22 protein-coding genes are annotated in these 23,365 nt (G+C 64.5%); 14 read left to right on the top strand and 8 right to left on the bottom strand.

The features are described 5' to 3' along the window. Positions 1-3: 3 nt before the first annotated feature. From ACNJX8_RS37475 to ACNJX8_RS37430, 10 genes are all read left to right on the top strand, one after another. On the top strand, positions 4-1,659 hold the full coding sequence (locus ACNJX8_RS37475; protein ID WP_439358736.1) for a nitrite/sulfite reductase: 1,656 nt from the start codon (positions 4-6) through the stop codon (positions 1,657-1,659). Then, a complete protein-coding gene (locus tag ACNJX8_RS37470; RefSeq protein WP_438104645.1) occupies positions 1,646-2,161 on the top strand; it encodes a DUF934 domain-containing protein in 516 nt (171 codons plus the stop codon). The genes ACNJX8_RS37475 and ACNJX8_RS37470 overlap by 14 nt, the downstream gene beginning before the upstream one ends. After that, the gene (locus ACNJX8_RS37465; protein WP_439358735.1) at positions 2,158-2,883 is read left to right on the top strand and encodes a phosphoadenylyl-sulfate reductase; all 726 of its coding nucleotides are present in this window, start codon (positions 2,158-2,160) and stop codon (positions 2,881-2,883) included. The genes ACNJX8_RS37470 and ACNJX8_RS37465 overlap by 4 nt, the downstream gene beginning before the upstream one ends. Before the next feature lie 124 nt (positions 2,884-3,007). Continuing rightward, the gene (locus ACNJX8_RS37460; RefSeq protein ID WP_164934720.1) at positions 3,008-3,997 is read left to right on the top strand and encodes a sulfate ABC transporter substrate-binding protein; all 990 of its coding nucleotides are present in this window, start codon (positions 3,008-3,010) and stop codon (positions 3,995-3,997) included. 39 nt (positions 3,998-4,036) lie between these two features. Then, the gene (gene cysT / locus ACNJX8_RS37455; RefSeq protein ID WP_439358734.1) at positions 4,037-4,873 is read left to right on the top strand and encodes a sulfate ABC transporter permease subunit CysT; all 837 of its coding nucleotides are present in this window, start codon (positions 4,037-4,039) and stop codon (positions 4,871-4,873) included. A gap of 10 nt (positions 4,874-4,883) precedes the next feature. Next, positions 4,884-5,795 (top strand): sulfate ABC transporter permease subunit CysW, encoded by a 912-nt coding sequence (gene cysW, locus ACNJX8_RS37450; protein ID WP_128955519.1) that lies wholly within the window; start codon positions 4,884-4,886, stop codon positions 5,793-5,795. Continuing rightward, on the top strand, positions 5,785-6,819 hold the full coding sequence (locus tag ACNJX8_RS37445; protein WP_439358733.1) for a sulfate/molybdate ABC transporter ATP-binding protein: 1,035 nt from the start codon (positions 5,785-5,787) through the stop codon (positions 6,817-6,819). The genes cysW and ACNJX8_RS37445 overlap by 11 nt, the downstream gene beginning before the upstream one ends. Before the next feature lie 126 nt (positions 6,820-6,945). Then, positions 6,946-7,449, top strand: coding sequence for a CAP domain-containing protein (locus ACNJX8_RS37440; protein ID WP_128940057.1), 504 nt, complete (start codon positions 6,946-6,948; stop codon positions 7,447-7,449). A gap of 78 nt (positions 7,450-7,527) precedes the next feature. Further along, positions 7,528-8,703, top strand: a complete 1,176-nt coding sequence (locus tag ACNJX8_RS37435) for a DUF3734 domain-containing protein (RefSeq protein ID WP_128936602.1) — start codon at positions 7,528-7,530, stop codon at positions 8,701-8,703. Between the two features lies 1 nt (position 8,704). Then, on the top strand, positions 8,705-9,493 hold the full coding sequence (locus ACNJX8_RS37430) for a 3-hydroxybutyrate dehydrogenase (RefSeq protein ID WP_091881341.1): 789 nt from the start codon (positions 8,705-8,707) through the stop codon (positions 9,491-9,493). A 133-nt stretch (positions 9,494-9,626) separates the two neighbouring features. On the opposite strand, the gene ACNJX8_RS37425 is transcribed toward ACNJX8_RS37430, so the two are convergent. The 3 genes from ACNJX8_RS37425 to ACNJX8_RS37415 form a co-directional block, all read right to left on the bottom strand. Next, complete coding sequence (locus ACNJX8_RS37425; protein ID WP_439358732.1) at positions 9,627-10,451, bottom strand: sulfite exporter TauE/SafE family protein; 825 nt, start codon at positions 10,449-10,451, stop codon at positions 9,627-9,629. A gap of 187 nt (positions 10,452-10,638) precedes the next feature. Beyond that, entirely contained in the window at positions 10,639-12,006 is a 1,368-nt protein-coding gene (locus tag ACNJX8_RS37420) for a flippase (protein ID WP_439358731.1), read from the bottom strand. Between the two features lie 286 nt (positions 12,007-12,292). Continuing rightward, on the bottom strand, positions 12,293-13,132 hold the full coding sequence (locus ACNJX8_RS37415) for a protein-disulfide reductase DsbD domain-containing protein (RefSeq protein ID WP_439358730.1): 840 nt from the start codon (positions 13,130-13,132) through the stop codon (positions 12,293-12,295). Positions 13,133-13,273: 141 nt separating this feature from the next. Here ACNJX8_RS37415 and ACNJX8_RS37410 point away from each other — a divergent pair, with 141 nt between their 5' ends. Further along, complete coding sequence (locus ACNJX8_RS37410; RefSeq protein ID WP_128936598.1) at positions 13,274-13,918, top strand: YqgE/AlgH family protein; 645 nt, start codon at positions 13,274-13,276, stop codon at positions 13,916-13,918. A 307-nt stretch (positions 13,919-14,225) separates the two neighbouring features. On the opposite strand, the gene ACNJX8_RS37405 is transcribed toward ACNJX8_RS37410, so the two are convergent. Beyond that, positions 14,226-15,113, bottom strand: a complete 888-nt coding sequence (locus tag ACNJX8_RS37405; protein WP_439358729.1) for a TauD/TfdA dioxygenase family protein — start codon at positions 15,111-15,113, stop codon at positions 14,226-14,228. 97 nt (positions 15,114-15,210) lie between these two features. Next, complete coding sequence (locus tag ACNJX8_RS37400; RefSeq protein WP_439358728.1) at positions 15,211-15,990, bottom strand: SDR family NAD(P)-dependent oxidoreductase; 780 nt, start codon at positions 15,988-15,990, stop codon at positions 15,211-15,213. Positions 15,991-16,085: 95 nt separating this feature from the next. Between ACNJX8_RS37400 and ACNJX8_RS37395 the strand changes: the two genes are divergently transcribed. Both ACNJX8_RS37395 and ACNJX8_RS37390 read left to right on the top strand, forming a co-directional pair. Then, positions 16,086-16,820: an SDR family NAD(P)-dependent oxidoreductase gene (locus tag ACNJX8_RS37395; protein WP_439358727.1), complete on the top strand. Its 735-nt coding sequence runs from the start codon at positions 16,086-16,088 to the stop codon at positions 16,818-16,820. 151 nt (positions 16,821-16,971) lie between these two features. After that, positions 16,972-17,346: a CsbD family protein gene (locus ACNJX8_RS37390; RefSeq protein WP_091881369.1), complete on the top strand. Its 375-nt coding sequence runs from the start codon at positions 16,972-16,974 to the stop codon at positions 17,344-17,346. Positions 17,347-17,416: 70 nt separating this feature from the next. Here the strand turns inward: ACNJX8_RS37390 and ACNJX8_RS37385 are convergent, their stop codons facing one another. Both ACNJX8_RS37385 and ACNJX8_RS37380 read right to left on the bottom strand, forming a co-directional pair. Then, the gene (locus tag ACNJX8_RS37385; RefSeq protein WP_439358725.1) at positions 17,417-19,114 is read right to left on the bottom strand and encodes an SGNH/GDSL hydrolase family protein; all 1,698 of its coding nucleotides are present in this window, start codon (positions 19,112-19,114) and stop codon (positions 17,417-17,419) included. 169 nt (positions 19,115-19,283) lie between these two features. Then, positions 19,284-20,669, bottom strand: coding sequence for a lytic murein transglycosylase (locus tag ACNJX8_RS37380; RefSeq protein ID WP_206734324.1), 1,386 nt, complete (start codon positions 20,667-20,669; stop codon positions 19,284-19,286). Between the two features lie 200 nt (positions 20,670-20,869). Here ACNJX8_RS37380 and ACNJX8_RS37375 point away from each other — a divergent pair, with 200 nt between their 5' ends. Further along, positions 20,870-21,745 carry a UTP--glucose-1-phosphate uridylyltransferase gene (locus ACNJX8_RS37375; protein ID WP_439358724.1) on the top strand — a complete coding sequence of 292 codons (876 nt, stop codon included), beginning with the start codon at positions 20,870-20,872 and terminating at the stop codon, positions 21,743-21,745. 87 nt (positions 21,746-21,832) lie between these two features. On the opposite strand, the gene ACNJX8_RS37370 is transcribed toward ACNJX8_RS37375, so the two are convergent. Beyond that, complete coding sequence (locus ACNJX8_RS37370) at positions 21,833-23,329, bottom strand: sensor domain-containing diguanylate cyclase (RefSeq protein ID WP_128940066.1); 1,497 nt, start codon at positions 23,327-23,329, stop codon at positions 21,833-21,835. Between the last annotated feature and the right edge of the window lie 36 nt (positions 23,330-23,365).

The following is a 23,365-nucleotide window of genomic DNA, read 5'->3' as shown; positions in this document are numbered from 1 at the left end:
CTTATGTATGCTTACGACGAAATCGACCGCACGCTCGTCAACGAGCGCGTCTCGGAGTTCCGCGACCAGGTGAAGCGGCGCCTCTCCGGCGAGCTCACCGAGGACGAGTTCAAGATCCTGCGGCTCCAGAACGGCGTCTATCTGCAACTGCACGCCTACATGTTCCGCGTTGCGATCCCCTACGGAACGCTGGCGACCAACCAGCTGCGGGCACTCGCCCATGTCGCGCGCAAATATGATCGCGGCTACGGCCATTTCACCACGCGGCAGAACATCCAGTTCAACTGGATCAAGCTTGCCGAGCTGCCGGACGCGCTGGCTGATCTCGCCAAGGTCGGCATCCATGCGATGCAGACCTCCGGCAACAACATGCGCAACGTCACCTCGGATCAGTGGGCCGGCGTCGCGCCGGGCGAGATCGAGGATCCCCGCATCTGGTCGGAGCTGATCCGCCAGCACACCACGCTGCATCCGGAATTCTCGTTCCTGCCGCGCAAGTTCAAGATCGCGATCACTGCGTCCGATCATGACCGCGCCGCGATCAAGATCCACGACATCGGCCTCCGGCTGATCAAGAACGAGAAGAGCGAGACCGGCTTCGAAGTGCTGGTCGGCGGTGGCCTCGGCCGCACGCCGTTCATCGCCAAGACCATCAAGCACTTCGTGCATGGCCGCGACATCCTCAGCTACATCGAGGCTATCTTACGCGTCTACAACCAGTACGGCCGCCGCGACAACATCTACAAGGCGCGCATCAAGATCCTGGTGCACGAGCTCGGCATCGAAAAATTCTCGCGCGAGGTCGAGGATGAGTGGCAGCAGATCCGCAACTCCTCGCTCCAGATCGACGACGAGGTGATTGAGGACATCCGTTCGCGCTTCACCTATCCGGCCTACGAGAAGCTGCCGCACATGCCGGACGAGCTGCGGCAGGCCGCAGCCGATCCTGACTTCGAGGCATGGCGCAAGAACTCGGTCGCCCCGCACAAGGTGCAGGGCTATTCGATCGTCACGATCTCGCTGAAACCGACCGGCGGGCCGCCGGGCGATGCCACGGCCGAGCAGATGGATGCGCTGGCCGATCTCGCCGATAAATACTCCTTTGGGGAGATTCGTGTCGGCCACGAGCAGAACCTGGCGCTGCCGCATGTCGCCAAGCGCGATCTGCCGGCGCTGTGGAAGGCGCTCGACAAGCTTGGCCTCGCGACGCCCAATGTCAACCTGATCACCGACATCATCGCCTGCCCGGGACTCGATTATTGCTCGCTGGCGAATGCGCGCTCGATCCCAATCGCGCAGGAGCTGACGCGGCGGTTCGCCAATCACGAGCTGGCCAACCTGATCGGGCGTCTCCACATCAACATCTCCGGCTGCATCAATGCCTGCGGCCATCATCATGTCGGCCATATCGGCATTCTCGGCGTCGAGAAGAACGGCGAGGAGGTCTACCAGATCACCATCGGTGGCCGTGCCGACGAGAACGCCGCGCTCGGCACCCTGATCGGTCCCGGCGTCAAGTTCGACGAGGTCGCCGACGTCGTCGAGGACATCGTGGAAGCTTATCTGGCGCTGCGCGAGCGGCCCGAAGAGCTGTTCATGGACACGGTGAAACGCCTCGGCGTCGAACCCTTCAAGGAGCGCGTCTATGCCACTCGTTAACGGCGGAAAGATCGTCGACGACAGCTTCGTCAAGCTCGCCGTCGATACGCCGCTGCCCGAGAGCGGCGACATCCTGGTGCCGGCCGAGCGCTTCCTCGGTGAGGCGGAAGGCCTGCTCAAGCGCGCCGGCAAGGTCGGCGTGATCTGGCCCAACAATCGCGACATCGCCGAGCTCGTGCCCTATCTTGGCAAGGTCGCCACGGTCGCGCTGGTGTTTCCGACTTTCCGCGACGGCCGTGCCTACAGCCAGGCCCGGCTGCTGCGGGAGCGCTACAATTACCGCGGTGAGTTGCGTGCCACCGGCCAGGTGCTGCGCGACCAGTTCGTATTCATGCTGCGTGCCGGCTTCGATGCCTTCGAGGTCAAGAAGCAAGCCGACGCGGAAGCCTTCATGCAGACCGCCAAGCGCTATTCGGTGTTCTACCAGCCGACCGGCGACGGCCGCATCACGGCCCTGCACCGGCGCATGCAGTTGCGCCATTCCGAAGGTGTCGGCACGTGAACGCGATCGCGCCTCAGGTTTCGTCCATCTCTGCGCTGCCCCCAGCGGACGAGCTCGATCGGAGCTTACGCGATGCCTCGCCCGCGGAGGTCATCGCCGCAGCGCTGAAGACGGTCGGGCGCGACAAGCTCGCGCTGGTGTCGTCCTTCGGTACGGAATCGGCGACGCTGCTCAAGGTGATGGCGGACGTCGACCCGGCGATCCCGGTGATCTTTCTCGACACCGGCTGGTTGTTCGAAGAGACGCTCGCCTATCGCGACACTTTGATCGCGACGCTGGGCCTGAAGGACGTCCGTTCGATCAAGCCGGCCGAGGAAACGCTATCGCGCGACGATCCCGACCGCGAGCTCTGGTTCTCCAATCCCGACGCCTGCTGCCGCATCCGCAAGGTGGAGCCGCTGGCGCGTGCGCTCAAGCCGTTCTCGGCCTGGCTCAACGGCCGCAAGCGTTTCCAGGGCAACGCACGCGCCGACATTCCGGTCGTCGAGCACGACGGCGCGCGGTTGAAGTTCAACCCGTTCGCCAATGTCTCGCGCGAGGAACTCGAGGCCATCTTCGTCCGCGCCAAATTGCCGCGTCACCCTCTCGTCGCCTCCGGTTTCCTGTCGGTTGGGTGTATGCCTTGCACGAGCAGAACGGCCGAAGGCGAGGATTCTCGCGCCGGTCGCTGGCGCGGCCGGGCCAAGACAGAATGCGGCATTCACACGATGAAGACTTCGTAGCACAGTCGGGCTGCGACATCGCGAACAAGAAAATCCGGTTCCGTTGACTTAAGCGCGTTTCGACCCGAGTTATGCCTGCACGCCTTCGCTGACACCGACGTCAACGAAGTGAATGGAGATGGACATGATGCGCCGTATCGTTCCGCTCGCTGCAGGACTTCTCTGGGCAAGCTCGGCTCTCGCCGCTGACATCAATCTGCTGAACGTGTCGTACGATCCGACGCGCGAGCTCTATGCCGAGTTCAACAAGGCGTTCGCGAACGCCTATCAGAAGGAAACCGGCAAGAGCGTCGAGATCAAGCAGTCGCATGGCGGCAGCGGTTCGCAGGCGCGCGCGGTGATCGACGGATTGCAGGCCGATGTGGTGACGCTCGCGCTCGCCTATGACATCGACGCCATCGCCGCCAAGGGCCTCACCACAGCCGATTGGCAGAAGCGGCTGCCGCAGAATTCATCACCCTACACCTCGACCATCGTCTTCCTGGTGCGCAAGGGCAATCCCAAGGGCATCAAGGACTGGGACGATTTGATCAAGCCGGGCGTCGCGGTGGTCACGCCGAACCCGAAGACATCAGGCGGCGCGCGCTGGAATTACCTCGCGGCTTGGGGCTTTGCGCAGAAGAAGTTCGGCTCGGCCGACAAGGCCAAGGAGTTCATCGGAAAGCTTTATCAGCAGGTGCCGGTGCTCGATACCGGCGCGCGCGGCGCCACCGTGACCTTCGTCGAGCGCGGCGTCGGCGACGTGCTGCTCGCCTGGGAGAACGAGGCGTTCCTGGCGCTGAAGGAGTTCGGCGCGAACAAGTTCGAGATCGTGGCGCCGCCGCAGTCGATCCTCGCCGAGCCGCCGGTCGCCATCGTCGACAAGGTTGCCGATAAAAAAGGCACCCGCAACGCCGCCGATGCCTATCTCCAATATTGGTACACCAAAGAGGGGCAGGAGATCGCCGCGCGCAATTTCTACCGCCCGCGCGATCCCGAGGTCGCCAAGAAGCACGAAAGCGCCTTCGCCAAGGTCGAGCTGTTCACGATCGACGACGTCTTCGGCGGCTGGACCAAGGCGCAGCGGGAACATTTCGCCGACGGCGGCGTCTTTGATCAGATCTACAAGAACTGATCGAGCGCTGTCTTTGGGCGGTTTTTAGCAGGGGGCCTGGTGAGCGCACTCGCAGTACGACGCCGGACATTGCCGGGCTTCGGTCTCACCATGGGACTGACGCTTTCCTGGCTGTCCGTCATCATCCTGATTCCGCTCGCCGGTCTGTTCCTGAGATCGCTTGAGCTGAGCCCGGAACAGTTCTGGAATATCCTTTCCAGCCGCCGCACGCTGAACGCGCTTCGCGTCTCCTTCGGCCTCGCCTTCGTGGCGGCCTGCGTCAATCTGGTGATGGGCAGCATCATCGTCTGGGCGCTGGTGCGCTACCGCTTTCCCGGCCGGCGGCTGTTCGATGCCATCGTCGACGTGCCCTTCGCGCTGCCCACCGCGGTCGCCGGCGTCGCGTTGACTGCGCTGTTCGCCGAGAAGGGCTGGTTAGGGGCGCCGCTCGCGGCGCTCGGCATCAAGGTGGCGTTCACGCCGGTCGGCATCTTCGTTGCCATGATCTTCATCGGCATTCCCTTCGTGGTGCGCACGGTGCAGCCGGTGCTCCAGGATCTCGACCCCGAGATCGAGGAGGCCGCGGGCAGCCTGGGCGCCAGCCGCTGGCAGACCATCATCCGCGTAATCCTGCCGTCGCTCGCACCAGCGCTGCTCACCGGCCTTGCGCTCGCCTTCGCCCGTGCGGTCGGCGAATACGGCTCGGTGATCTTCATCGCCGGAAATCTGCCTAATGTCTCCGAGATCGCGCCGCTGCTGATCGTGATCCGGCTGTCCGAATTCCGCTACGCCGATGCGACCGCGATCGCGGTGGTCATGCTCGTCGTCTCCTTCGTCATCATCTTCGCCGTCAACCGGCTCCAGCGCTGGGCGCAGAGCCGGATCCCGGAGCGCTGAGGGGGATGCGATGACGTTGCAGATCGCAGAATCCGCTTCGCTGGTCTCGCCCGATGCGCGCGCACGTGCGCATGCGGCCGCCGCGCGCGACAGCCTGCGGACCGAACCCAGGGCGGTGCGCATCACCATCATCGCGCTGGCGATGATCTTCCTCACCGTCTTCGTCGTGCTGCCGCTCGTCGTGGTGTTCGCCCAGGCGTTCTCGAAAGGAATCCTCGCCTATCTCGCCGCGCTGGCCGAGCCGGAGGCGCTGGCTGCGATCAAGCTGACGCTGCTGGTCGCTGCGATCTCTGTCGGCCTCAATCTTGTCTTTGGTCTCATCGCGGCCTGGGCCATCGCCAAGTTCGACTTCAGGGGCAAGACCTTCCTGATCACGCTGATCGACCTGCCGTTCTCGGTCAGCCCGGTGATCTCGGGCCTCGTCTTCGTGCTGCTGTTCGGCGCGCAGGGCTATTTCGGTACCTGGCTGCGCGAGCACGACATCCAGATCCTGTTCGCGGTTCCCGGCATTGCGCTCGCCACCACCTTCGTGACCTTTCCCTTCGTGGCGCGCGCGCTGATCCCGCTGATGCAAGAGCAAGGCACGCAAGAGGAGGAAGCGGCGATCTCGCTCGGCGCCTCGGGCCTGCAAACCTTCTTCCGTGTCACACTGCCGAACATCAAATGGGGCGTGCTCTATGGCGTGCTGCTCTGTAACGCGCGCGCGATGGGTGAGTTCGGCGCGGTCTCGGTCGTCTCCGGCCATATCCGCGGCGAGACCAACACCATGCCGCTCCTGGTCGAGATCCTCTACAACGAATACCAATTCGTCGCCGCCTTCGCGATCGCCTCGCTGCTGGCGATGCTGGCGCTGATCACGCTGATCGCAAAAACCGTTCTCGAACGTCATCTGGACGAAGGACAAGACGCCCGTGACCATTGAAGTCAGGAATCTCGTCAAGAAGTTCGGCAGCTTCAAAGCGCTCGACGGCGTCGATCTCAAGGTCGACAATGGTGAGCTGGTCGCGCTGCTCGGGCCATCAGGCTCCGGCAAGACCACGCTGTTGCGGATCATCGCCGGCCTCGACTGGCCCGACGCTGGCGACGTGTCCTTCAACGGCGAGGACGCGCTGGCGCAGGGCGCGCGCGAACGGCATGTGGGCTTCGTGTTCCAGCACTACGCGCTGTTCCGCCACATGACCGTGTTCGAGAACGTCGCCTTCGGCCTGCGCGTGCAGCCACGCGCGGTCCGGAAAGACGAAGCCACGATCCGTGCGCGGGTGAAGGAGCTACTCGATCTCGTGCAGCTCGACTGGCTCGCCGATCGCTATCCGAGCCAGCTTTCCGGCGGTCAGCGCCAGCGCATCGCGCTCGCCCGCGCCCTCGCGATCGAGCCGCGCATCCTCTTGCTCGATGAGCCCTTCGGTGCGCTCGATGCCAAGGTGCGCAAAGAGCTGCGCCGATGGCTGCGCTCGCTGCATCACGAGATCAACGTCACCTCGATCTTCGTCACCCACGATCAGGAGGAGGCGCTGGAAGTCGCCAACCGCGTCGTGGTGATGGACAAGGGCCGGATCGAGCAGATCGGCTCGCCCGACGATGTCTATGAAAGCCCGGCGACCGCTTTCGTCCACGGCTTCATCGGCGAATCCATCGAGCTCCCGGTTGAAGTGAACGGCGGCGTGATCCGGCTCGGCGACCGACCGCTGCGGCTTGCTGCGGATGGGCTTGTGCCTGGCGCGTCAAAACTGTTCGTGCGGCGACATGACATGCTGGTCGGCCCGCCCGGCTCCGGCGCCTTCGAGGGCGCGGTTCAGCATGTTCGCAATTTCGGCCCCGTGCAGCGCGCCGAGGTCGCGCTATCAGGCGGCGAGACCATCGAGATCGACGCGCCCCGCGATAGGGAACTGCGCGCCGGCGACACGATCGGGCTCGAACCGCGCCGCTACCGGATATTTGCGGGCTAGATCCCCGTCATTCCGGGATGGTCCGAAGGACCAAACCCGGAATGACACCGAGCACATTTTCCTCAAAATTCACCTTTCAGCCACGGTTGGTATGCAACAACGGCCCCTCATTTGGGGGCCTGATTCATGCGCGCTGCGGCCGCAATATCAATCACTTTGCTTTTGGCCGGCTGCGCCGGCAACGAAGCGCCGGTCCAGCAGCCGTCCATGTATACCGACATGGCGGTCCCGGGCGCCAAGCTCGATGCACAGGCAGCCGCCGTGATGATCTCGCAATACCGCCAGAACAACGGGCTCGGTACCGTCGTGATCGATCCCGATTTGATGCTGCTCGCCGAATCCCAGTCCCAGGCCATGGCGGCCGCCAACAAGATGGACCATGACGTTCGCGCGCCGCTCGCCAAGCGGCTCGCCGGCGGCGGCTATCCCGCGACCGTGGCGGTCGAGAACGTCTCGGCCGGCTATCATACGCTGGCGGAAGCGTTTTCCGGCTGGCGCGACTCGCCGCCTCACCGTGCCAACATGCTCAAGGGCGGTGTCACAAAATTGGGCATCGCGGCGGGCTATGCTCCCGGCACCAAATACAAGGTGTTCTGGACCATGATCCTGGCTTCGACGGACCCGCGATAAGCCAGACTTGATCCCGGGATGCATTGACGCCGCGGCGGACTGTCGCCACGGTGGCTCGCCTTTTGCTATTGTTCCCTCATGACAGATCATAGTCCGGACTCCGCCAGCATCCCCGCGAATGCGCAACGCGTCCTGGTCCTCCAGGGCGGTGGTGCGCTCGGCTCGTACCAGGCCGGCGCCTTCCAGGCGCTGTGTGGCTACGGCTTCGAGCCGGAATGGGTCGCCGGCATCTCCATCGGCGCCATCAACGCCGCCATCATCGCCGGCAACGAGGGTCGCACCCGCGTCGAGCGGCTGAAGGAATTCTGGGAGATGGTGTCGGCGCCGGTGCCGTGGAAGCCGGTCGGCAAGAGCGATCACAGCCGCGAGCTCTTCAACTCGACGAGCGCAGCGCTGATCGCGACCTTCGGCGTGCCCGGTTTCTTCGTCCCGCGCGTTCCGCCGGCACCGCTGTGGCCGCCGGGTCACCCTGAGGCGGAGAGCTATTACGACACCGCGCCGCTGAAGAAGACGCTGGAGCGTCTGGTCGATTTCGACCGCATCAACGATGTGAAGACGCGCCTGTCGATCGGTGCGGTCGGCGTCACCTCCGGCAACTTCAAATATTTCGACAATTACGAGTTCAAGAAGCTCGGCAAGAGAATCGGCCCCGAGCACATCATGGCCTCCGGCGCGCTGCCGCCGGGGTTTCCGTCCGTCGTCATCGATGGCGAGCACTATTGGGACGGCGGTATCGCCTCCAACACGCCGCTCGACTACGTGCTCGACGCCGAGCTTGCCCGCGACATGCTGATCTTCCAGGTCGACCTGTTTTCCGCGCGCGGCGACCTGCCGACCTCGCTGCTCGAGGCCGCCGAGCGCGAGAAGGACATCCGCTATTCCAGCCGCACGCGGATGAACACCGACAAGAACAAGCAGCTGCACAACGCCCGCCGGGCGGTGCGCGATCTCATCAGCAAGTTGCCGGATTATCTCAAGAACGATCCCTCCGTCGAATTCCTCGCGAAAGCGGCGCGCGAAAGCACGGTCACGGTGGTGCACCTGATCTATCGCAGCAAGAACTACGAATCCTCGTCCAAGGACTACGACTTCTCGCATGTCGCCATGGTCGAGCATTGGGAAGCCGGGGTGCGCGACGTGCATCTGTCGATGCGCCACAAGGACTGGCTCGAGAGGCCGCAGTCCGGCGAGACCATGGTCACCTACGATCTCACGGGGGACGTCACCGCACCCTCGGCAAAAAGGAGCGAATGAAATGGGTAGTCTGTCAGGCAAGAACGCCGTCGTGACCGGATCGACCAGCGGCATCGGGCTCGCTTACGCACGCGCCTTCGCCGCCGCCGGCGCCAACGTGGTCATCAACGGCTTCGGCTCGCCCGAGGACATCGAGAAGGAGCGCGCCAAGATCGAGTCCGATTTCAAGGTCAAGGCGATCTACTCGCCCGCCGATATGACCAAGCCCGCCGAGATCGCCGGGATGATCGCGCTCGGCGAGAAGACGTTCGGTTCGGTCGACATCCTCGTCAACAATGCCGGCATCCAGTTCGTCTCGCCGATCGAGGAGTTTCCGCTCGAGAAGTGGGACCAGATCATCGCCATCAACCTGTCGTCGGCCTTCCATGCCATCCGTGCCGCCGTGCCCGGCATGAAGAAGAAGGGGTGGGGCCGCATCATCAACACGGCGTCGGCGCACTCACTCGTCGCCTCGCCCTTCAAATCGGCCTATGTGTCGGCCAAGCACGGCATCGCCGGTCTCACCAAGACCGTGGCGCTGGAAGTTGCGACCCACAAGATCACCTGCAACTGCATCAGCCCCGGCTATGTCTGGACGCCGTTGGTCGAGAAGCAGATCCCCGACACGATGAAGGCGCGCAATCTGACGCGCGAGCAGGTCATCAACGACGTGCTGCTCGATGCGCAGCCGACCAAGGAGTTCGTCACCTCCGAGCAGGTCGCCGCGCTCGCTCTGTTCCTGTGCAGCGACGATGCCGCGCAGATCACCGGCACCAATCTCTCGATCGATGGCGGCTGGACCGCGGAGTAAGCGCTCGATGCCGCAGGGTGGGCAAAGGCGCGTCAGCGCCGTGCCCACCATTTTTCCGCGCTTGAAAGAAGCGGTGGGCACGCTTTCGTTTTGCCCACCCTACGAAAGTGAGAACGAGGCGGCAGCCTCTCGCTCAATGCGTCCAGGCCAGCGCCGTCACGAAGGCCGTCGACAAATTCAGCTCCGCAAACATGATCTTGCCGGCGACTACGAACAGCACGCTGGCAAGCGTCAGGCGCAGCACCGTCTCAGGGACGCGCGTCGCGCTGAAACTGCCGACGATGATGCCGGGCAGCGAGCCCAGCAGCAGCACGGCCATCAGCGCCCAGTCGACGTCACCGAGCGCCCAGTGTCCGATGCCGGCAACCAGCGTTAGCGGCACGGCATGGGCAATGTCGGAGCCGACGATGGTCGCCATCGGCAAGCGCGGGTAGAGCAGCAGCAACACGGTGACGCCGACCGCACCGGCGCCGACCGACGAGATCGAGACCAGCGCGCCGAGTACGATTCCGGTGATCACTGTCGCAATTGCGGTGGTGCGCGCGTCGACCTGCTCGAGGCGCTTCCGGTAGCGATCCATGAGCGACTTGCGGAAGATCAGCGACGTCGCAGTCAGGATCAGCGCGAAGCACAGCACGAGATTGACCAGGCTGCGCTCGGTATCGCTCTTGAGGTCGAGCTTCCACAACACCAGCAGCGTCACCGCGCTCGCCGGAATGCTGCCGGAAGCGAGCCGCAGCACCGCCGGCCAGTGCACGCTGCGCGACCAGCCATGGACCACGCTGCCGCCGGTCTTGGTGGCGGCGGCATAGAGCAGGTCGGTCCCGACCGCCGTGGAGGGATGAACGCCGAACAGCAGGATCAGGAGCGGCGTCATCAACGAGCCGCCGCCAACGCCGGTCATCCCGACAAGCAGGCCGACGCCGAAGCCAGAGGCGACGTAGAGTGGATCAAACATGTCCGGGGAATCTTAGGTTGGTCTCGTCGGTTGGGCAATACGACGTAGAATGAACTTTCTCCGGCATGCAACTGTTTGGATCAAATAAGAAAAATCATGCTGCAGGTGGGAGATGCATAGCCATTTTGCCCTGTTCAGCTGCGTCTTGCGAAACCGCCGTTCCCCAACGGTCAGGCAGCCGCATGGCCTATTTTCCAAACGCCAGCACGTGCAGGCCGAGGCGCTGCCGCACGATCCAGAACAAGAGCACCGTCTCGAAAGTGAGCGAGATCGAGGTCGCGGCGGCGGCGCCGAGGCCACCGTAGCGCGGTACCAGCGCGATGCAGAGCACGACGTTCATCACGAAGGCCAGCGCATAAGCGAGCGCGCAGACTCTTTGCTGGCCGAGCATGTTGAGCAGCCGCTCGACCGGCCCTATCGCGGAGCGCACCACCAGCCCGATCGCGGCCACGAACATGATGTCGTAGCCGACCACAAATTGCGGCCCGAACAGCCAGAGCAGCGGCTTGCCGAGCGCAAGCAGCACGATGGTCGCCGCCAGCGACGGCCAGAACGTCCAGCTGATGGCGTGCGCCACATAGGCCGACAGCCGCGCTTTGTCGCCGCTTGCGTTGTATTCGGCGAAGCGATGCGCGGTCGTTGCCGACATCGCGTAGTGGATGAAGGAAACCAGCGCCAGCGTCTTGACCACGGCAAAATAGACGCCGACCTCGTCGGAGGGGCGGAACTGCTGCAGCACCAGTACGTCGGTGTAGGACAGCAGCAGGTAGAAGCTCTCGACCAGCAGGATCGGCAGCGAGATGGCGAGCCAGCCGCCGATGTCATAGGCCCTTGGGCCCGGCTCGATTTGATCGGTGAGCTTGCGGTTCAGCACCACCATCTGCCCGGTCATCGCGATCCACACCGCGCCCAGGCTCGCAACCATCGCGGCGATCGCGCCGAGATGATAGCCGAGCAGGAAGGCAGAGGCCGTGATGCCGATGATCAGCGCCTGGCGGATGATGAATTGCGGCATCAACCCGAGCTGCATCCAGTCATGCGAGCGCGCGATGCCGTCCTGGGTGTTGGCGACGACGAAGGCCGGCAGCGTCATGCAGCCGATATAGAGCGGCAGCACCTCGGCCGGATCGATCCAGGGCGAGAGCAGCCTGACGATGCCGGCGAGGCCGAGCGACACCAGCGCGGAGACGGCAAAGGTCAGCCAGCGGCTGCCGGAGAGAAAGCCGCGCAGCAACGCATGCTCGCCGCGGGCGCGGTACTCCGGAATGATCTTTTGCGCGGAAGCGGAGATGCCGAAATCCATCATGCTGCCGAGCAGCAGCACCCAGGTCCAGACATAGACGTAGACGCCGTAGTCGGACGTGCCCATCCAGCGCGCGAGCAGCACCTGCGAGACATAGGCGAGGCCTGCGCTGATGACGCGGATGACGAAGATGGTGCCGGCCAGCCGCCGCGTCAGCGAGGCCTCGCGCGAGCCTCCCGTCAGCCTGCCGCGCAGCCGCGCGATCAACCCGGCCGGTCCGGTCGTTGCGGGTTGTGCATCCATCACGGCCAATTCGAGATCCCCAGGGGGTTCCGCATGCTGCGGCATGCCCGGGAATTAGCAACCATTCGTTAAGATTCGGTTGGGTGGGAGTGCTGTCGCAACCCCAACGTCGTCCTGGCGAAAGCCAGGACCAATTACCCCAGGGAGAAGTTGGACGAAGGCTCGGGGCTACGAGTTCGCGCCACCACTACTCCCTGGGGTAATGGGTCCTGGATCTGCGCTCCGCCCTGGACAACGCTATGCGTTGCCAAGAGCTGCGCTTGTCCAGGACGACCGCTGGGGTTGCGACGACGGCTCACTCCAAATTCGTATTGAACTCGTACGACTTGTCCGGCCCGACCAGCGTGAACTTCAGCGCCGCACCGTCGGGCTTGGCGCCCGGCGGCAGCCCCTCGAGCTCGAAGGAGAATCGCTTCACATCTGCCGGGCTGGACTGGACCGGGGCCGGAATCGGCAGCGCCCAATCGGGCGTCGGCCCTTCCACGAACAGATTGACGTTGCGTGCCTCCGCCGGCGCGACCACGTCGACGACCACCTTGTTGCCGTCGCGCTTGACGTCGCGGATGGTGAGCGGGTTGGGGTCGCCGATATTGGCGGGCTTGGGCACGGTGTCGAGCGCGGCGCGCAGATTGGCGTCCTCGGTCGAGGCGACGCTGTTGAAGCCAAGCTCGGCGCGGGCCTCGACGGGAATGCAGAGCTTCTCGCACACGGCATAGTTGATCTCGGCGCGCAAGGTCACCGGCTTGTCGGCGGCCTTGGCGACGATGCGCAGGGGCAGCACGATCTGGTCGCGATAGCCGATCGAATGACCGCCCGCGCCGTCGTCGAACTTCAGCGGGGCCGGCCACATGATCGTCACTGCCTCGACATTGTCCGACTTGGAGAAGTCGAACCGCGGCGGAACGCCGGAGTCGCCGGGCGTACGCCAGTAGGTCTTCCAGCCCGGCTGGAGCTGGAAGGCGATACCGCCAAGCAGGACGGCGCCGCTGCGTGACCCCGCGACTAGCCGCACTGCGGAATGTCCGTCGCGCTGCCACGGCGAAGCGTCATCGGCACGGGCTGCGAAGGCCAGCGACGACGCGAGCAGGGTTGTCGCGACGCCAATCGCCGCACGCAAGGGAACTATGCTGGACATGGCACGTCTTTACAGGGTGGCCCCGGGGCAAACCATTGAATTGCTTGTGATGGATGCATCTGAATCAAGTCTCTGCAAGCCTTGATTTGACAGCCGCCGGGCCCGACATCAGGATAGGAATTGAAACCGGAGTGCTTCACCATGGCTCCTACAGGTAAAAGGACGGGCGAGAGCACCCGCAGCGCAGGCCCCGCGCTCCCCAATTCGGCCGGTTATCTCGACGGCCGGCTCCTGATTGCGATGCCCGTGATGGGCGATCCCCGTTTCGAGCGCTCCGTGATCTATCTCTGTGCCCATTCTGCCGAAGGCGCGATGGGCATCATCGTCAATCAACCCGCCGGCTCCATCGACTTCCCCGAGCTCCTGATGCAGCTCGGCATCATCAAGAAGGGCGAGCACATCAAGCTGCCGGAAAATGCCGAAAGCATGAAAGTGCTGCGCGGCGGCCCGGTCGACACCGGGCGTGGCTTCGTGCTGCATTCCAGCGACTTCTACATTGAGAACGCGACGCTGCGGATCGACGAGGGCGTGTGCCTCACCGCGACCGTCGACATCCTGCGCGCGATCGCCAACGGCTCCGGCCCCAAGCACGCCATCCTCGCGCTCGGCTATGCCGGCTGGGCGCCGGGTCAGCTCGAGACCGAGATCCAGAGCAATGGCTGGCTGCATTGCGACGCCGACACTGACTTGATCTTCGGCGACGACGTCGACGACAAATACAACCGCGCCTTGCAGAAGATCGGCATCGATCCCGGCATGCTCTCCAACGAGGCCGGGCACGCGTAGTTCTCGTCGTCCTGGCGAAAGCCAGGACCCATTACCACGGGGTGTGGTTGCTGAAGAAGGCTGGCAACCACCAGCCTTCGTCAAACTGCGCTCGGTGGCAATGGGTCCTGGATCCGCGCTCGCTCCGCTCGCTGGTCCAGGACGACGATGGTGTTGACACCGTCGCTCCGCCCTCCAGCGTCGTCCCGGCGAAGGCCGGGACCCATACTCCTAGGGAGCGGTTATCAAGGCGAACTGGCAACCACTAATCTTCGCCAAACTACATTCGGTGGCTATGGGTCCCGGCCTTCGCCGGGACGACGAAAAACTACTCCGCCGCCTGCTGCTGCACCGTGGGCTCCGTGCCGGCCACCGTCGCGCGGCGCATGTCGCGCGGTTGCGACTGGTCGTAGCGGCGGACGCGGTGCATGGTCTGGCGGTTGTCCCACATCACGAGATCATGCAGCTTCCATTTGTGGATGTAGACGAACTCTGCTTGCGTCGCGTGCTCGTTCAGATCGCGCAGCAGCAGCCGGCCCTCAGGCACGCTCATGCCGACGACCTTGCCGGCATGCGATGAGAGATACAGCGATTTGCGCCGATGCACGGGGTGCGTGCGCACCAGACGTTGCAGCACCGGCTTGAACATCTCCTTCTCGTCGTCGCTATATTCGGTGAAGCCGAGCGATCCCCGCGAATACATCAGCGAGTGCTCGCAGACGAGATTCTCGATCTCCGCCTTGGTCTCGTCGTCGAGCGCGTCATAGGCGGCGCGCATGTCGGCGAATTCGGTATTGCCGCCCTTCGGGTTCACCACGCGCGCGGACAGCAGCGAGAACTTTGCCGGAATGGGGCGGAACGAGCTGTCGGAATGCCACAGGCAATTGCCGAGGTTGAACAGATGCGTGCGACTGTCCTTCGCCAGCGGCTTGCCGTCCTTGCCAAGGTTCGAGACATCGTTCAGGCCGGATTGCAGCCGATAATCCTTCTCCTTGGTAACGGTGCCGCCGCGCGCATCCTCGCGCTGGCCGAAATTCAGCGCGAACGCCATCTGCTGCTCGTCGGTGATGTCCTGGTCGTGGAAGACCAGCACCGCGTATTTGTCCATGGCGGATTCGACCTCGCGCGCCTCCTCCGGCGTGAGCGGCTTTCGCAGGTCGAGGCTCGACACCTCACCGACGAAATGCTTCTGAAGCTGCCGGATGGCGATCGTCATGGCGTTTTCTCCCGCATCTGCGAGCGGTTTCCCCGCTCTGTTTGCGGAAAAAATGACTCCCGCGTCCGGCGATGTCAACGCGCCGCGCGCATGGCTCTCACGCGTTGCGCGCCATCAGCCCGCCGTCGACCGGGATCACCGCGCCGGTGAGGAAAGAGGCGGCCGGCAGGCACAGGCTGAGCGTCATTTGCGCAACCTCTTCAGGATCGCCGTAACGGCCGAGCGCAGTGCGGCGCTTGGCGTAGATCGTCTTGTGCTCCTCGGAGATACGATCGGTGATTGCCGTGCGGATCGGACCGGGACAGATGCAGTTGACGGTGATGCCCTCGCGGCCGAGCTCCACCGCCAGCGAACGGGTGAGGCTCGCAACGCCGCCCTTCGCCGCCGAATAGGGGCTGTGCAATGCGGTGGCGCCGAGCGCCTCGGTCGAGGCGATGTTGACGATGCGCGGGCTCTTCGACTTGCGCAAGTGCGGCAGCGCGGCGCGGATGACGCGCGGATGCGCCGTCAGCATCACGGCGAGGCCCTTGGCCCATGCGTCCTCATAGGTCTCGTCGTCGATCGCGACCCGCACGGAGATGCCGGCATTGTTGACGACGATGTCGAGCCCGCCGAAATGCGCCGCGACATCATTGACTACGCGCTTGATCTCGCCGGCATCGGCAACATCGAGCTTCCACGCCTTCGCTGTCCCGCTGTTTGCCGAGATCTCCCTCGCGACCGCATCGGCGCCGCGCTCGTCATAATCGGTGACGGCGACGTTCGCACCTTCAGTGGCGAACACGCGCGCGGTCGCGCGTCCCATGCCGCTGGCCGCGCCGGTGACGAGGACGGTCAGGCCCTTCACGGACCGACTGAGCTGTTTGAATTCGGACATGCTGTTTCCTCGCGCGCTGCTTGTTCTTGTTATGATTGACAAGGCTGGCATCGATCCGCAGACAGGTCAAACAAGCAAAACAAGGGGAGGCCGCGATGAACGAGCTCGATTTCTCAGGCAAGCAGGTGCTGGTGGTCGGCGGTTCCAGCGGCATCGGCAACGGCATCGCGCAGGCCTTTCGCGCCAGGGGTGCGCATGTCGCGGTTTGCGGCACGCGTGCGCGGCCTGCGGACTATTCCATCGAGGACGGCTCCGATCTCACGGGTCTCGCCTACGCGCAGCTCGACGTCAGCGATGCCGGTGCGATCGAAGCGTTCGAGCCGCCCTTCGAACGGCTCGACATCCTGGTGCTCGCGCAGGGCGCAGTGATCTATCGCCGCGGCGAATTCGAGATGGCGGGTTTCCGCAAGGTCGTCGAGGTCAACCTGATGAGCCTGATGGCGTGCGCAACGCGGTTTCATTCCATGCTGCGGGATGCGAAGGGCTCTCTGATCATGGTGTCCTCGACTGCTGCCTATCATTCCACCATGGGCAATCCCGCCTACAACGCCTCGAAGACCGGCGCGGTCGGATTGACGCGCACGCTGGGCGAGGCCTGGGCCGAGGACGGCATCCGCGTCAACGGCATCGCGCCCGGGCTCGTCGACACCAAGATGACGAAGGTGACCACCGACAATCCCAAGCGGCTCGAAGGCGCGCTAGCGCGCATTCCGCTGCGGCGATTGGGCACGCCGGCCGACATGGCGGGCGCGGCGCTGTTCCTGGCTTCGCCATTGTCGTCCTACATCGTCGGCCAGACGTTGGTCGTCGATGGCGGCCTAATCTTGTAGCCTGGATGAGCGAAGCGACATCCGGGACTTTGCTTGCGCGTTCCCGGGTATCGCTGCGCTCACCCGGGCTACGCGTTCTACACTTTCTTAAGCGCAAGGAACTGCGCTGCTTCTGATCGGTTACTTCGGCTGATCACCGAGGAGGATTATCATGGACGCGGATCGGATCATTGGATCAGCCAAGGAAATGGCGGGCGGCGTGGAAGGCACCGTGGGCGAGATGGCGGGAGACGCAAAAACGCAGGCCTCAGGCAAGGCACGCGAAGCCGCGGGGACAGTGCAGAATCTATACGGCCAGGCGAAGGACGCAGCGCGCGAAGCCGCGGACACGGCCACCAGCTACGCCAAGGATGCCTATGAGGCGAGCGGCGATACGTTCCGCGACGGCTCGCAGGCGATTGCGCGGAAGGTGCATGACAACCCGCTCGGCGCGCTGCTGATTGCCGGCGGCATCGGCTTCGCGCTCGCGCTTCTGATGTCGCGCCCCGCGCGTCGCCCGCCGCCGCGCTGGCGCTATTACGGCTAACAGCCAAGCCAATCATTCCGGGGCGCGCGCTACGCGCCCCGGAATGACATCTCAAATCAAAAGAGAAAAATTACCGGAACATTTCGGCCGATCGCCCGACATTAGCCGGCGGCCGCGGAATCGCGGGGTTCAGATTCGGATTGCGGGGGCCAGGGGGCGGCGCCAGTTGACGCGGTGGCTGCGGCGAGCCGAAGCCGAAGAAATCCCGGAATGACGGCGCTGCCTGTGCCGGCTGCTGCGGCGGGAGCTGCAGCTTCTTCGGCGCGAGTTTTGGCGGGGCGACCGCGGCGGCCGCTCCCGGTGAGCCGTGAGCAACGCTGCTGTCCGGCGTCGTCGCCGCCATCGGCGTATCGCCCTTGGCCTGCTCGCGGCCAACTTCGCGGTGCGGCCAGGCGTAATCATCGGCACGGCCGGCCGGAGCCGTCAGCGGCTCGCCTTTCACCATCGTCTTCGCAGCGAGTGCGTCGACGGCGGCGGGACGCGAGCCCGGCCCGCCCAGCAATTGATCGGTCGAGATCGAGGCCGCAACCAGCGGAACGATCGGGCCGGCCAGCGGCCGCGGCGCGGGCTTGCCTGGCTCGGCGCTGGTGTCGGGCGTCGCCGGCTCGCTCGGCAACGCGATCGGGCCGGAGCGGCCCGCCAGCAGGCGCGTGATCTCGCGCTCGACATAGTGCGCGAGCTTGCGCGCGCCGGCTTTGGTGAAATAGACGCCGTCAGAGCTGCGGAGCTGACGGATCTGGCCTTCGAAGTCAGGACCCTTCTGAAGGAAGCGACCGGCCTCGTCGACAAAACCGTCCCAGACATCGACATAGGTGATGCCGGCCTTGGCTGCGCCTTCACGGTAGAGGGAATCCAGGAACAGCATGTCCGCCGTGCCCTTCTGCCCGCGGATGGCAGGTAGGCCGACCCAGAGCACCGGAACGCCCTTGGCCTTGAGGACGTTGGCCAGCTCCTCGATCTTCTTGCCGTAGAGCTCGATCCAGCGCTCGTCGCGGAATTCGTAGAGACCATTCGGATTGCGCGCCGTCTTCTCCGGCGCGGCGGCCGCCGGCGTATCGGCGTTGTCGGCATCATCCTGCGGCAGGTCAGGATCCGCTGCGGGTTTGTCCTCAGGCTTGGCGGCGGCGTCGGGCTTGGCTTCGCCGGGCTTGCCCGGTGGCTTGCCGCGCGCGCCCTTGTCGTTCTTCTTGTCCTTGTCAGAGGCCTTGTCCGACTTGTCGGCCGCAGGCTCGCGGATCGCGATGCGGTCGCTGAGGCCGAGCATGACGACGATGATTTCGGGCTTTTCGGTTTCGAGGATACCTTTCGCCGCAGCCGCCCAGTCCGACGGCTCGCCCTTCGGCTGGTACTTGATCAAGCCCGAGGTGGTCTTGTGCTTGCGGATCACGCCCATGTCGGGCTGCTCGGTGTAGGCGTCCTCGAGGCCATAGGCGAGCCAGTCGGCCATGGCGTCGCCGATCACCAGCACGTTCTTGTCGGGTACGGTGTCGCGCTTGGCCGGTGCCGGCGCGCGCGAGAAATCCTGGCGCGGCGCTTGCGGCTGTTGCTGCTGGAACGGTGCGAAGAAGTCGCCGCCGAACCAGCCACCTCCACCGCCGCCCCGTGGTGGCGGCGGGGCCGCGCGCTGCGGCGGGCCGCCGAAGCCGGGGAAGTTGAAGAACTGCGCCGAGGCCGGGCCCGCGACCGACACCAAGATCGCAAGCGCCGTCCCCAGCGCGATCAGCGGGCCGGTCTCGGTCAGCGCCTTGAACAGGGACTTCTTCGACATGCGATCTCGGACACGCGCAACAGGATTGGAAGTGGCTTGGATATAATAACGGAATCAGGCGCCAAACGGGCAGATTCTCTCGCAGATTCTTCCGCCATACACCGGGGAACAGTCACTCAGGTCAAGGCTGCCTGCCAAAATCCCCGTTCACGGTTACTTTCGGCGCGATTTACCGCCCGCGTAGCCGGTCCAGCACGTCGGACGACGCAAATCCGTCGGCGGGCACCCCGATCGAGGCCTGGAAGTTGCGCAGGGCTTCCCGGGTCTGGCCGCCGAACTGGCCGTCCGGGGTGCCCTTGTAGAAGCCGCGCTGGGCCAGCAGCTGCTGCAGTTCCAGCCGCTCGGTGCGCGACAGCTCCCGCTCCTGGCGCGGCCAGGGCTGCACGAAGGGCTGGCCCCCGCGCAGGCGGTCGGCGAAATGGCCGATCGCGAGTGCATAGGCCTCGGCCGGGTTGTACTTCATGATGACGCGGTAATTCTGCAGCATCAGGAAGCCCGGCCCCTGCGCGCCGGCCGGCGCGAGCAAATAGGCCTTCTCCGCCGGGTGCGGAAAGGGCTGGTTGTTCGGGCGCTTGAGTCCGAGCTTCTCCCACTGCGCGATCGTCATCGCCTTGGCGCGATCGGCCAGCATGTAGTTGAATCCCTCCGGCACAACGACTTCAAAGCCCCAGGTCTGGCCGGCCTGCCAGCCGTCCTTCTTCAGATTGTTGGCGGTCGAGGCGATCAGGTCGGTGGGATTGTCGACGACGTCGCGCCGTCCGTCGCCGTCGCCGTCGACGGCAAATCGTTTGAATGCGGTCGGCATGAACTGGGTCGGGCCGAAGGCGCCGGCCCAGGAGCCGCGCATCTGCTCAGGCCTGAGATCGCCGCGGTTGAGGATCTCCAGCGCGGAGAGGAACTCGTCCTTGAAATAGGCCTGGCGACGTCCGATGCAGGCGAGCGTCGCGGTCGATTGCAGCACGCTGCGGTCGCCCATCTGCGTCGAGTAGTTGGACTCGATGCCCCAGATCGAGGCGATGATGTAGCGGTCGACGCCGGTGGCCTTTTCGGTGGCGTCGAACTGCGCCTTGTATGTGGCGAGGATCTCGCGGCCCCTGGCGAGGCGGTTATCGTTCACGAGGATGTCGAGATAGTCCCAGATCGACTTGGTGAACTCCGGCTGCGAATCCATGAGGTCCATGATGCGCAAATCGGGGCTGAGGCCTGCGGTGAGGCGCTGGAAATTCTCCTGCGTGATGCCGCGCCGTGCGGCATCGGGCCACATCGCGGCGACGCAATTGTTGAAATTGCCGGCGGCCTCGCGGATCGCGGCCGCCGTCATCAGCGGATGGCCGGAGGCGCCGTCTTCGCCGCTCCAAGGTTGCGCACCGCCATTGCCGGGCGGGGCTTGCGAGGGGGCGGGATTGGGGCCGGAGAAGATGCCGCCGAACAGATTGGAAAGGCCATTCTGGGCTTGCGCGTGCGCGCAAGCCGGCAGCAGCAAAGCCGCCGCAATCATCGTCGCGGCGGTCACGGAGCTAACCCGTTCCGCCAGTCGTGCCACTGATTGCATCATCTCCCACCCGTCGGCCTGAAATTCCGCCATCAGGAGGCCTGGTAGGCGTTGCCAATAGCTTAACAAAGGTGAAATTTTGGTGACGGCGTTTTTCTTAACTCTGACGGGGCGAGGCCCCACATCCGCCTTTGTTGGCGGCTGCAAACAGGCTAGCAAGATGCCATTGCTCCGTTCACGTCCTCAGGTATTCGATCGATCCCATGAAAATTCGCAAAGCCGTATTCCCCGTCGCTGGCCTCGGCACCCGCGTCCTGCCCGCCACCAAGGCGATGCCGAAGGAAATGCTGACCATCGTCGACAAGCCCCTGATCCAGTACGTCTATGACGAGGCGAGGGAGGCCGGCATCGAGCACTTCATCTTCGTCACCGGCCGCAACAAGAATGTCATCGAGGATCATTTCGACCGGATGTTCGAGCTCGACGCGACGCTGGCTGCGCGCGGCAAGAAGGGCGAGCAGGAGATCCTGGCGCAGAACCAGCCCGATGCCGGTGCCGTCAGCTTCACCCGCCAGCAAGCGCCGCTCGGCCTCGGCCATGCGGTCTGGTGCGCGCGCGACATCGTCGGCAACGAGCCGTTCGCGGTCGTGCTGCCCGACGAGCTCGTGCTCAACACGCCCGGCTGCCTAAAGCAGATGATCGAAATGGCGGCTTCGCTCGGCGAGAAATCCAATTTGGTCGCGGTCGAGGCGGTGCCCGAACATCTCACCCATCAATACGGCATCTGCGGTGTCGGGAAACGCACCGGCAAGATGTTCGAGGTCGACGGCATGGTCGAGAAGCCGGCCAAGGGCACCGCGCCCTCCAACCTCTCGATCACCGGCCGCTACATCCTCCAGCCGGAGATCTTCAAGATCCTGGAAACCCAGGAGCGCGGCGCCGGCGGCGAGATCCAGCTCACCGACGCCATGATCGGCCTCGCCAGGTCGCAAAAATTCTACGGCGTCGAGTTCGAGGGCGAACGCCACGATTGCGGCTCCAAGCCGGGCTTCCTCCGCGCCAACATAGCCTATGGCATGAAGCGCCCGGAGCTGCGCGACGGGCTGATCGCCGAGATGAAGAAGTATCTGGGGCAGTAGCTGCTCCGCGTCGTCCTGGACAGGCGCAGCGCCGATCCAGGACGACACGAGAATTAGGCACTCTACTCGCCGCCGATGACAGTCGCCTCACGCCACCAGCGACAGCTGCGGCAGGCTCGCGACCACCGACTGGTTGCGCCCGCCGGCTTTCGCGGCATAAAGCGCCTTGTCGGCGGCGGCGACCAGGATGGACGGGTCCATGCCGGCGGTGGGGACCAGGCTGGCGATGCCGCAGGAGACCGTCGTGCTCGCCTGATCGTCGGACCAGCCCTGCACCTTGAGGCGGATCGTCTCGGCGACCTTGAAGGCGTCGGTGACCGAAATGTTCGGCAGCAGCACGGCGAATTCCTCGCCGCCATAGCGCGCGGCGCAGTCGCCGGCGCGGCTCACCGAGTCGGAGATGCAGATAGCGATGCCGACCAGCACCTGGTCGCCGGCCTGATGGCCGAACGTGTCGTTGTAGGCCTTGAAGTGATCGGCATCGATCATCAACAGCGCGACCGGCGTCTTCTGGCGCATGGCGCGGCGCCATTCGACGTCGATGACGGAATCGAACTTGCGGCGGTTCTTCAGGCCGGTGAGCGCGTCCGTCGTCGCCATCTCCTCGAGCTTGCCCTCGGCCTCGGCGCGCCGGCCGATCTCGCGCGCGAGTACCAGCGTCGAGGCCAGCATGAACAGGATCAGCGCCAGCACCACGGCGCCGATGCGATAGGCTTCCCTCTGCCAGAGCTCGAACACGGCGGTCAGCGGCTTGCCTGCCACCACGAACATCGGACCTGTGCTGGTGCTGCGCACGTAGAGACGCGGGGTCGGGTCCACCGGACCCTGGCCGGCGTAGGATCCGCCGGCCTTGAGATTGTCGGCCCTCCAGTTCTGGCGCTCGTTCAAATTCCTACCGATGATTTCGAGATCGAACGGCCGCCGCATCATGATGGTGCGGTCGCGCTTCAGCACGGTGATGGTGTCGTCGCGGTCGAGGTTCAGCCGCTCGAACAATTCGTGGAAATAGCTGAACCGGATCGAGCCGGCGACGACGCCCATGAAGCCGCCGTCGGTATCGCTGATGCGCCGGCTCAGCACGATGGAATAGGCGCCGCGAAACAGCATCGGACGGCTGATGAAGAGCCCGATGTCGGGATTGTCGCGATGAACCCTGAAATAGTCCTCCTCGCTCCTGACCTCCGGCAGCGGATCGAGCGTGGAGGCGTCGATGGTCAGCCGGCCCTCGGTATCGAACACCTGGATGGCGCCGAAATGCTTGGCGGTTATCGCATGGTCGAACAGGATCAGTTGACGGATCGGCTTCGACACCGTTGCGAGCTCCGGCAGCAACATGCTGCTGGCGACCGCCTTCAGTGACAGGTCGTAGATCTCGATGTTGCGGTTGACGTCGGACTCGATGGTCGTCGCCAAATTCTCCAGCGTCTGGCGGGCGAGCGCCTCCTCGCCGCGGCGCATATCCAGCATCACGTTGACGCAAATGGCGGAGAAGCCGATCACTGTCACCACGGACGAGATGATCAGCAGCTTCGCCGAAATCCGCCACGGCCGGCGGGCCGTGACTTCGCGCCATCCAGACAGCATCGCTCGCTCCCGATCCTAGTGGATGCGCCCGAAAGC

Origin of the sequence: Bradyrhizobium sp. SPXBL-04 (genome assembly GCF_051853035.1) — a bacterium.
GTDB lineage: Bacteria > Pseudomonadota > Alphaproteobacteria > Rhizobiales > Xanthobacteraceae > Bradyrhizobium > Bradyrhizobium zhanjiangense.
Note: the sequence above shows the minus strand (reverse complement) of the source record. Positions and strands in the feature narration are given on the sequence as shown.

Coding starts and splice junctions, on each gene's coding strand:
- ACNJX8_RS37370 (WP_128940066.1), bottom strand. CDS start 23,329: ATGCTGTCTGGATGGCGCGAAGTCACGGCCCGCCGGCCGTGGCGGATT.
- ACNJX8_RS37460 (WP_164934720.1), top strand. CDS start 3,008: ATGATGCGCCGTATCGTTCCGCTCGCTGCAGGACTTCTCTGGGCAAGC.
- ACNJX8_RS37405 (WP_439358729.1), bottom strand. CDS start 15,113: ATGACGATCGCCATCCGGCAGCTTCAGAAGCATTTCGTCGGTGAGGTG.
- ACNJX8_RS37435 (WP_128936602.1), top strand. CDS start 7,528: ATGACAGATCATAGTCCGGACTCCGCCAGCATCCCCGCGAATGCGCAA.
- ACNJX8_RS37470 (WP_438104645.1), top strand. CDS start 1,646: ATGCCACTCGTTAACGGCGGAAAGATCGTCGACGACAGCTTCGTCAAG.
- ACNJX8_RS37440 (WP_128940057.1), top strand. CDS start 6,946: ATGCGCGCTGCGGCCGCAATATCAATCACTTTGCTTTTGGCCGGCTGC.
- ACNJX8_RS37410 (WP_128936598.1), top strand. CDS start 13,274: ATGGCTCCTACAGGTAAAAGGACGGGCGAGAGCACCCGCAGCGCAGGC.
- ACNJX8_RS37430 (WP_091881341.1), top strand. CDS start 8,705: ATGGGTAGTCTGTCAGGCAAGAACGCCGTCGTGACCGGATCGACCAGC.
- ACNJX8_RS37400 (WP_439358728.1), bottom strand. CDS start 15,990: ATGTCCGAATTCAAACAGCTCAGTCGGTCCGTGAAGGGCCTGACCGTC.
- ACNJX8_RS37390 (WP_091881369.1), top strand. CDS start 16,972: ATGGACGCGGATCGGATCATTGGATCAGCCAAGGAAATGGCGGGCGGC.
- cysW (WP_128955519.1), top strand. CDS start 4,884: ATGACGTTGCAGATCGCAGAATCCGCTTCGCTGGTCTCGCCCGATGCG.
- ACNJX8_RS37475 (WP_439358736.1), top strand. CDS start 4: ATGTATGCTTACGACGAAATCGACCGCACGCTCGTCAACGAGCGCGTC.
- ACNJX8_RS37415 (WP_439358730.1), bottom strand. CDS start 13,132: ATGTCCAGCATAGTTCCCTTGCGTGCGGCGATTGGCGTCGCGACAACC.
- ACNJX8_RS37395 (WP_439358727.1), top strand. CDS start 16,086: ATGAACGAGCTCGATTTCTCAGGCAAGCAGGTGCTGGTGGTCGGCGGT.
- ACNJX8_RS37380 (WP_206734324.1), bottom strand. CDS start 20,669: ATGATGCAATCAGTGGCACGACTGGCGGAACGGGTTAGCTCCGTGACC.
- ACNJX8_RS37385 (WP_439358725.1), bottom strand. CDS start 19,114: ATGTCGAAGAAGTCCCTGTTCAAGGCGCTGACCGAGACCGGCCCGCTG.
- ACNJX8_RS37375 (WP_439358724.1), top strand. CDS start 20,870: ATGAAAATTCGCAAAGCCGTATTCCCCGTCGCTGGCCTCGGCACCCGC.
- ACNJX8_RS37425 (WP_439358732.1), bottom strand. CDS start 10,451: ATGTTTGATCCACTCTACGTCGCCTCTGGCTTCGGCGTCGGCCTGCTT.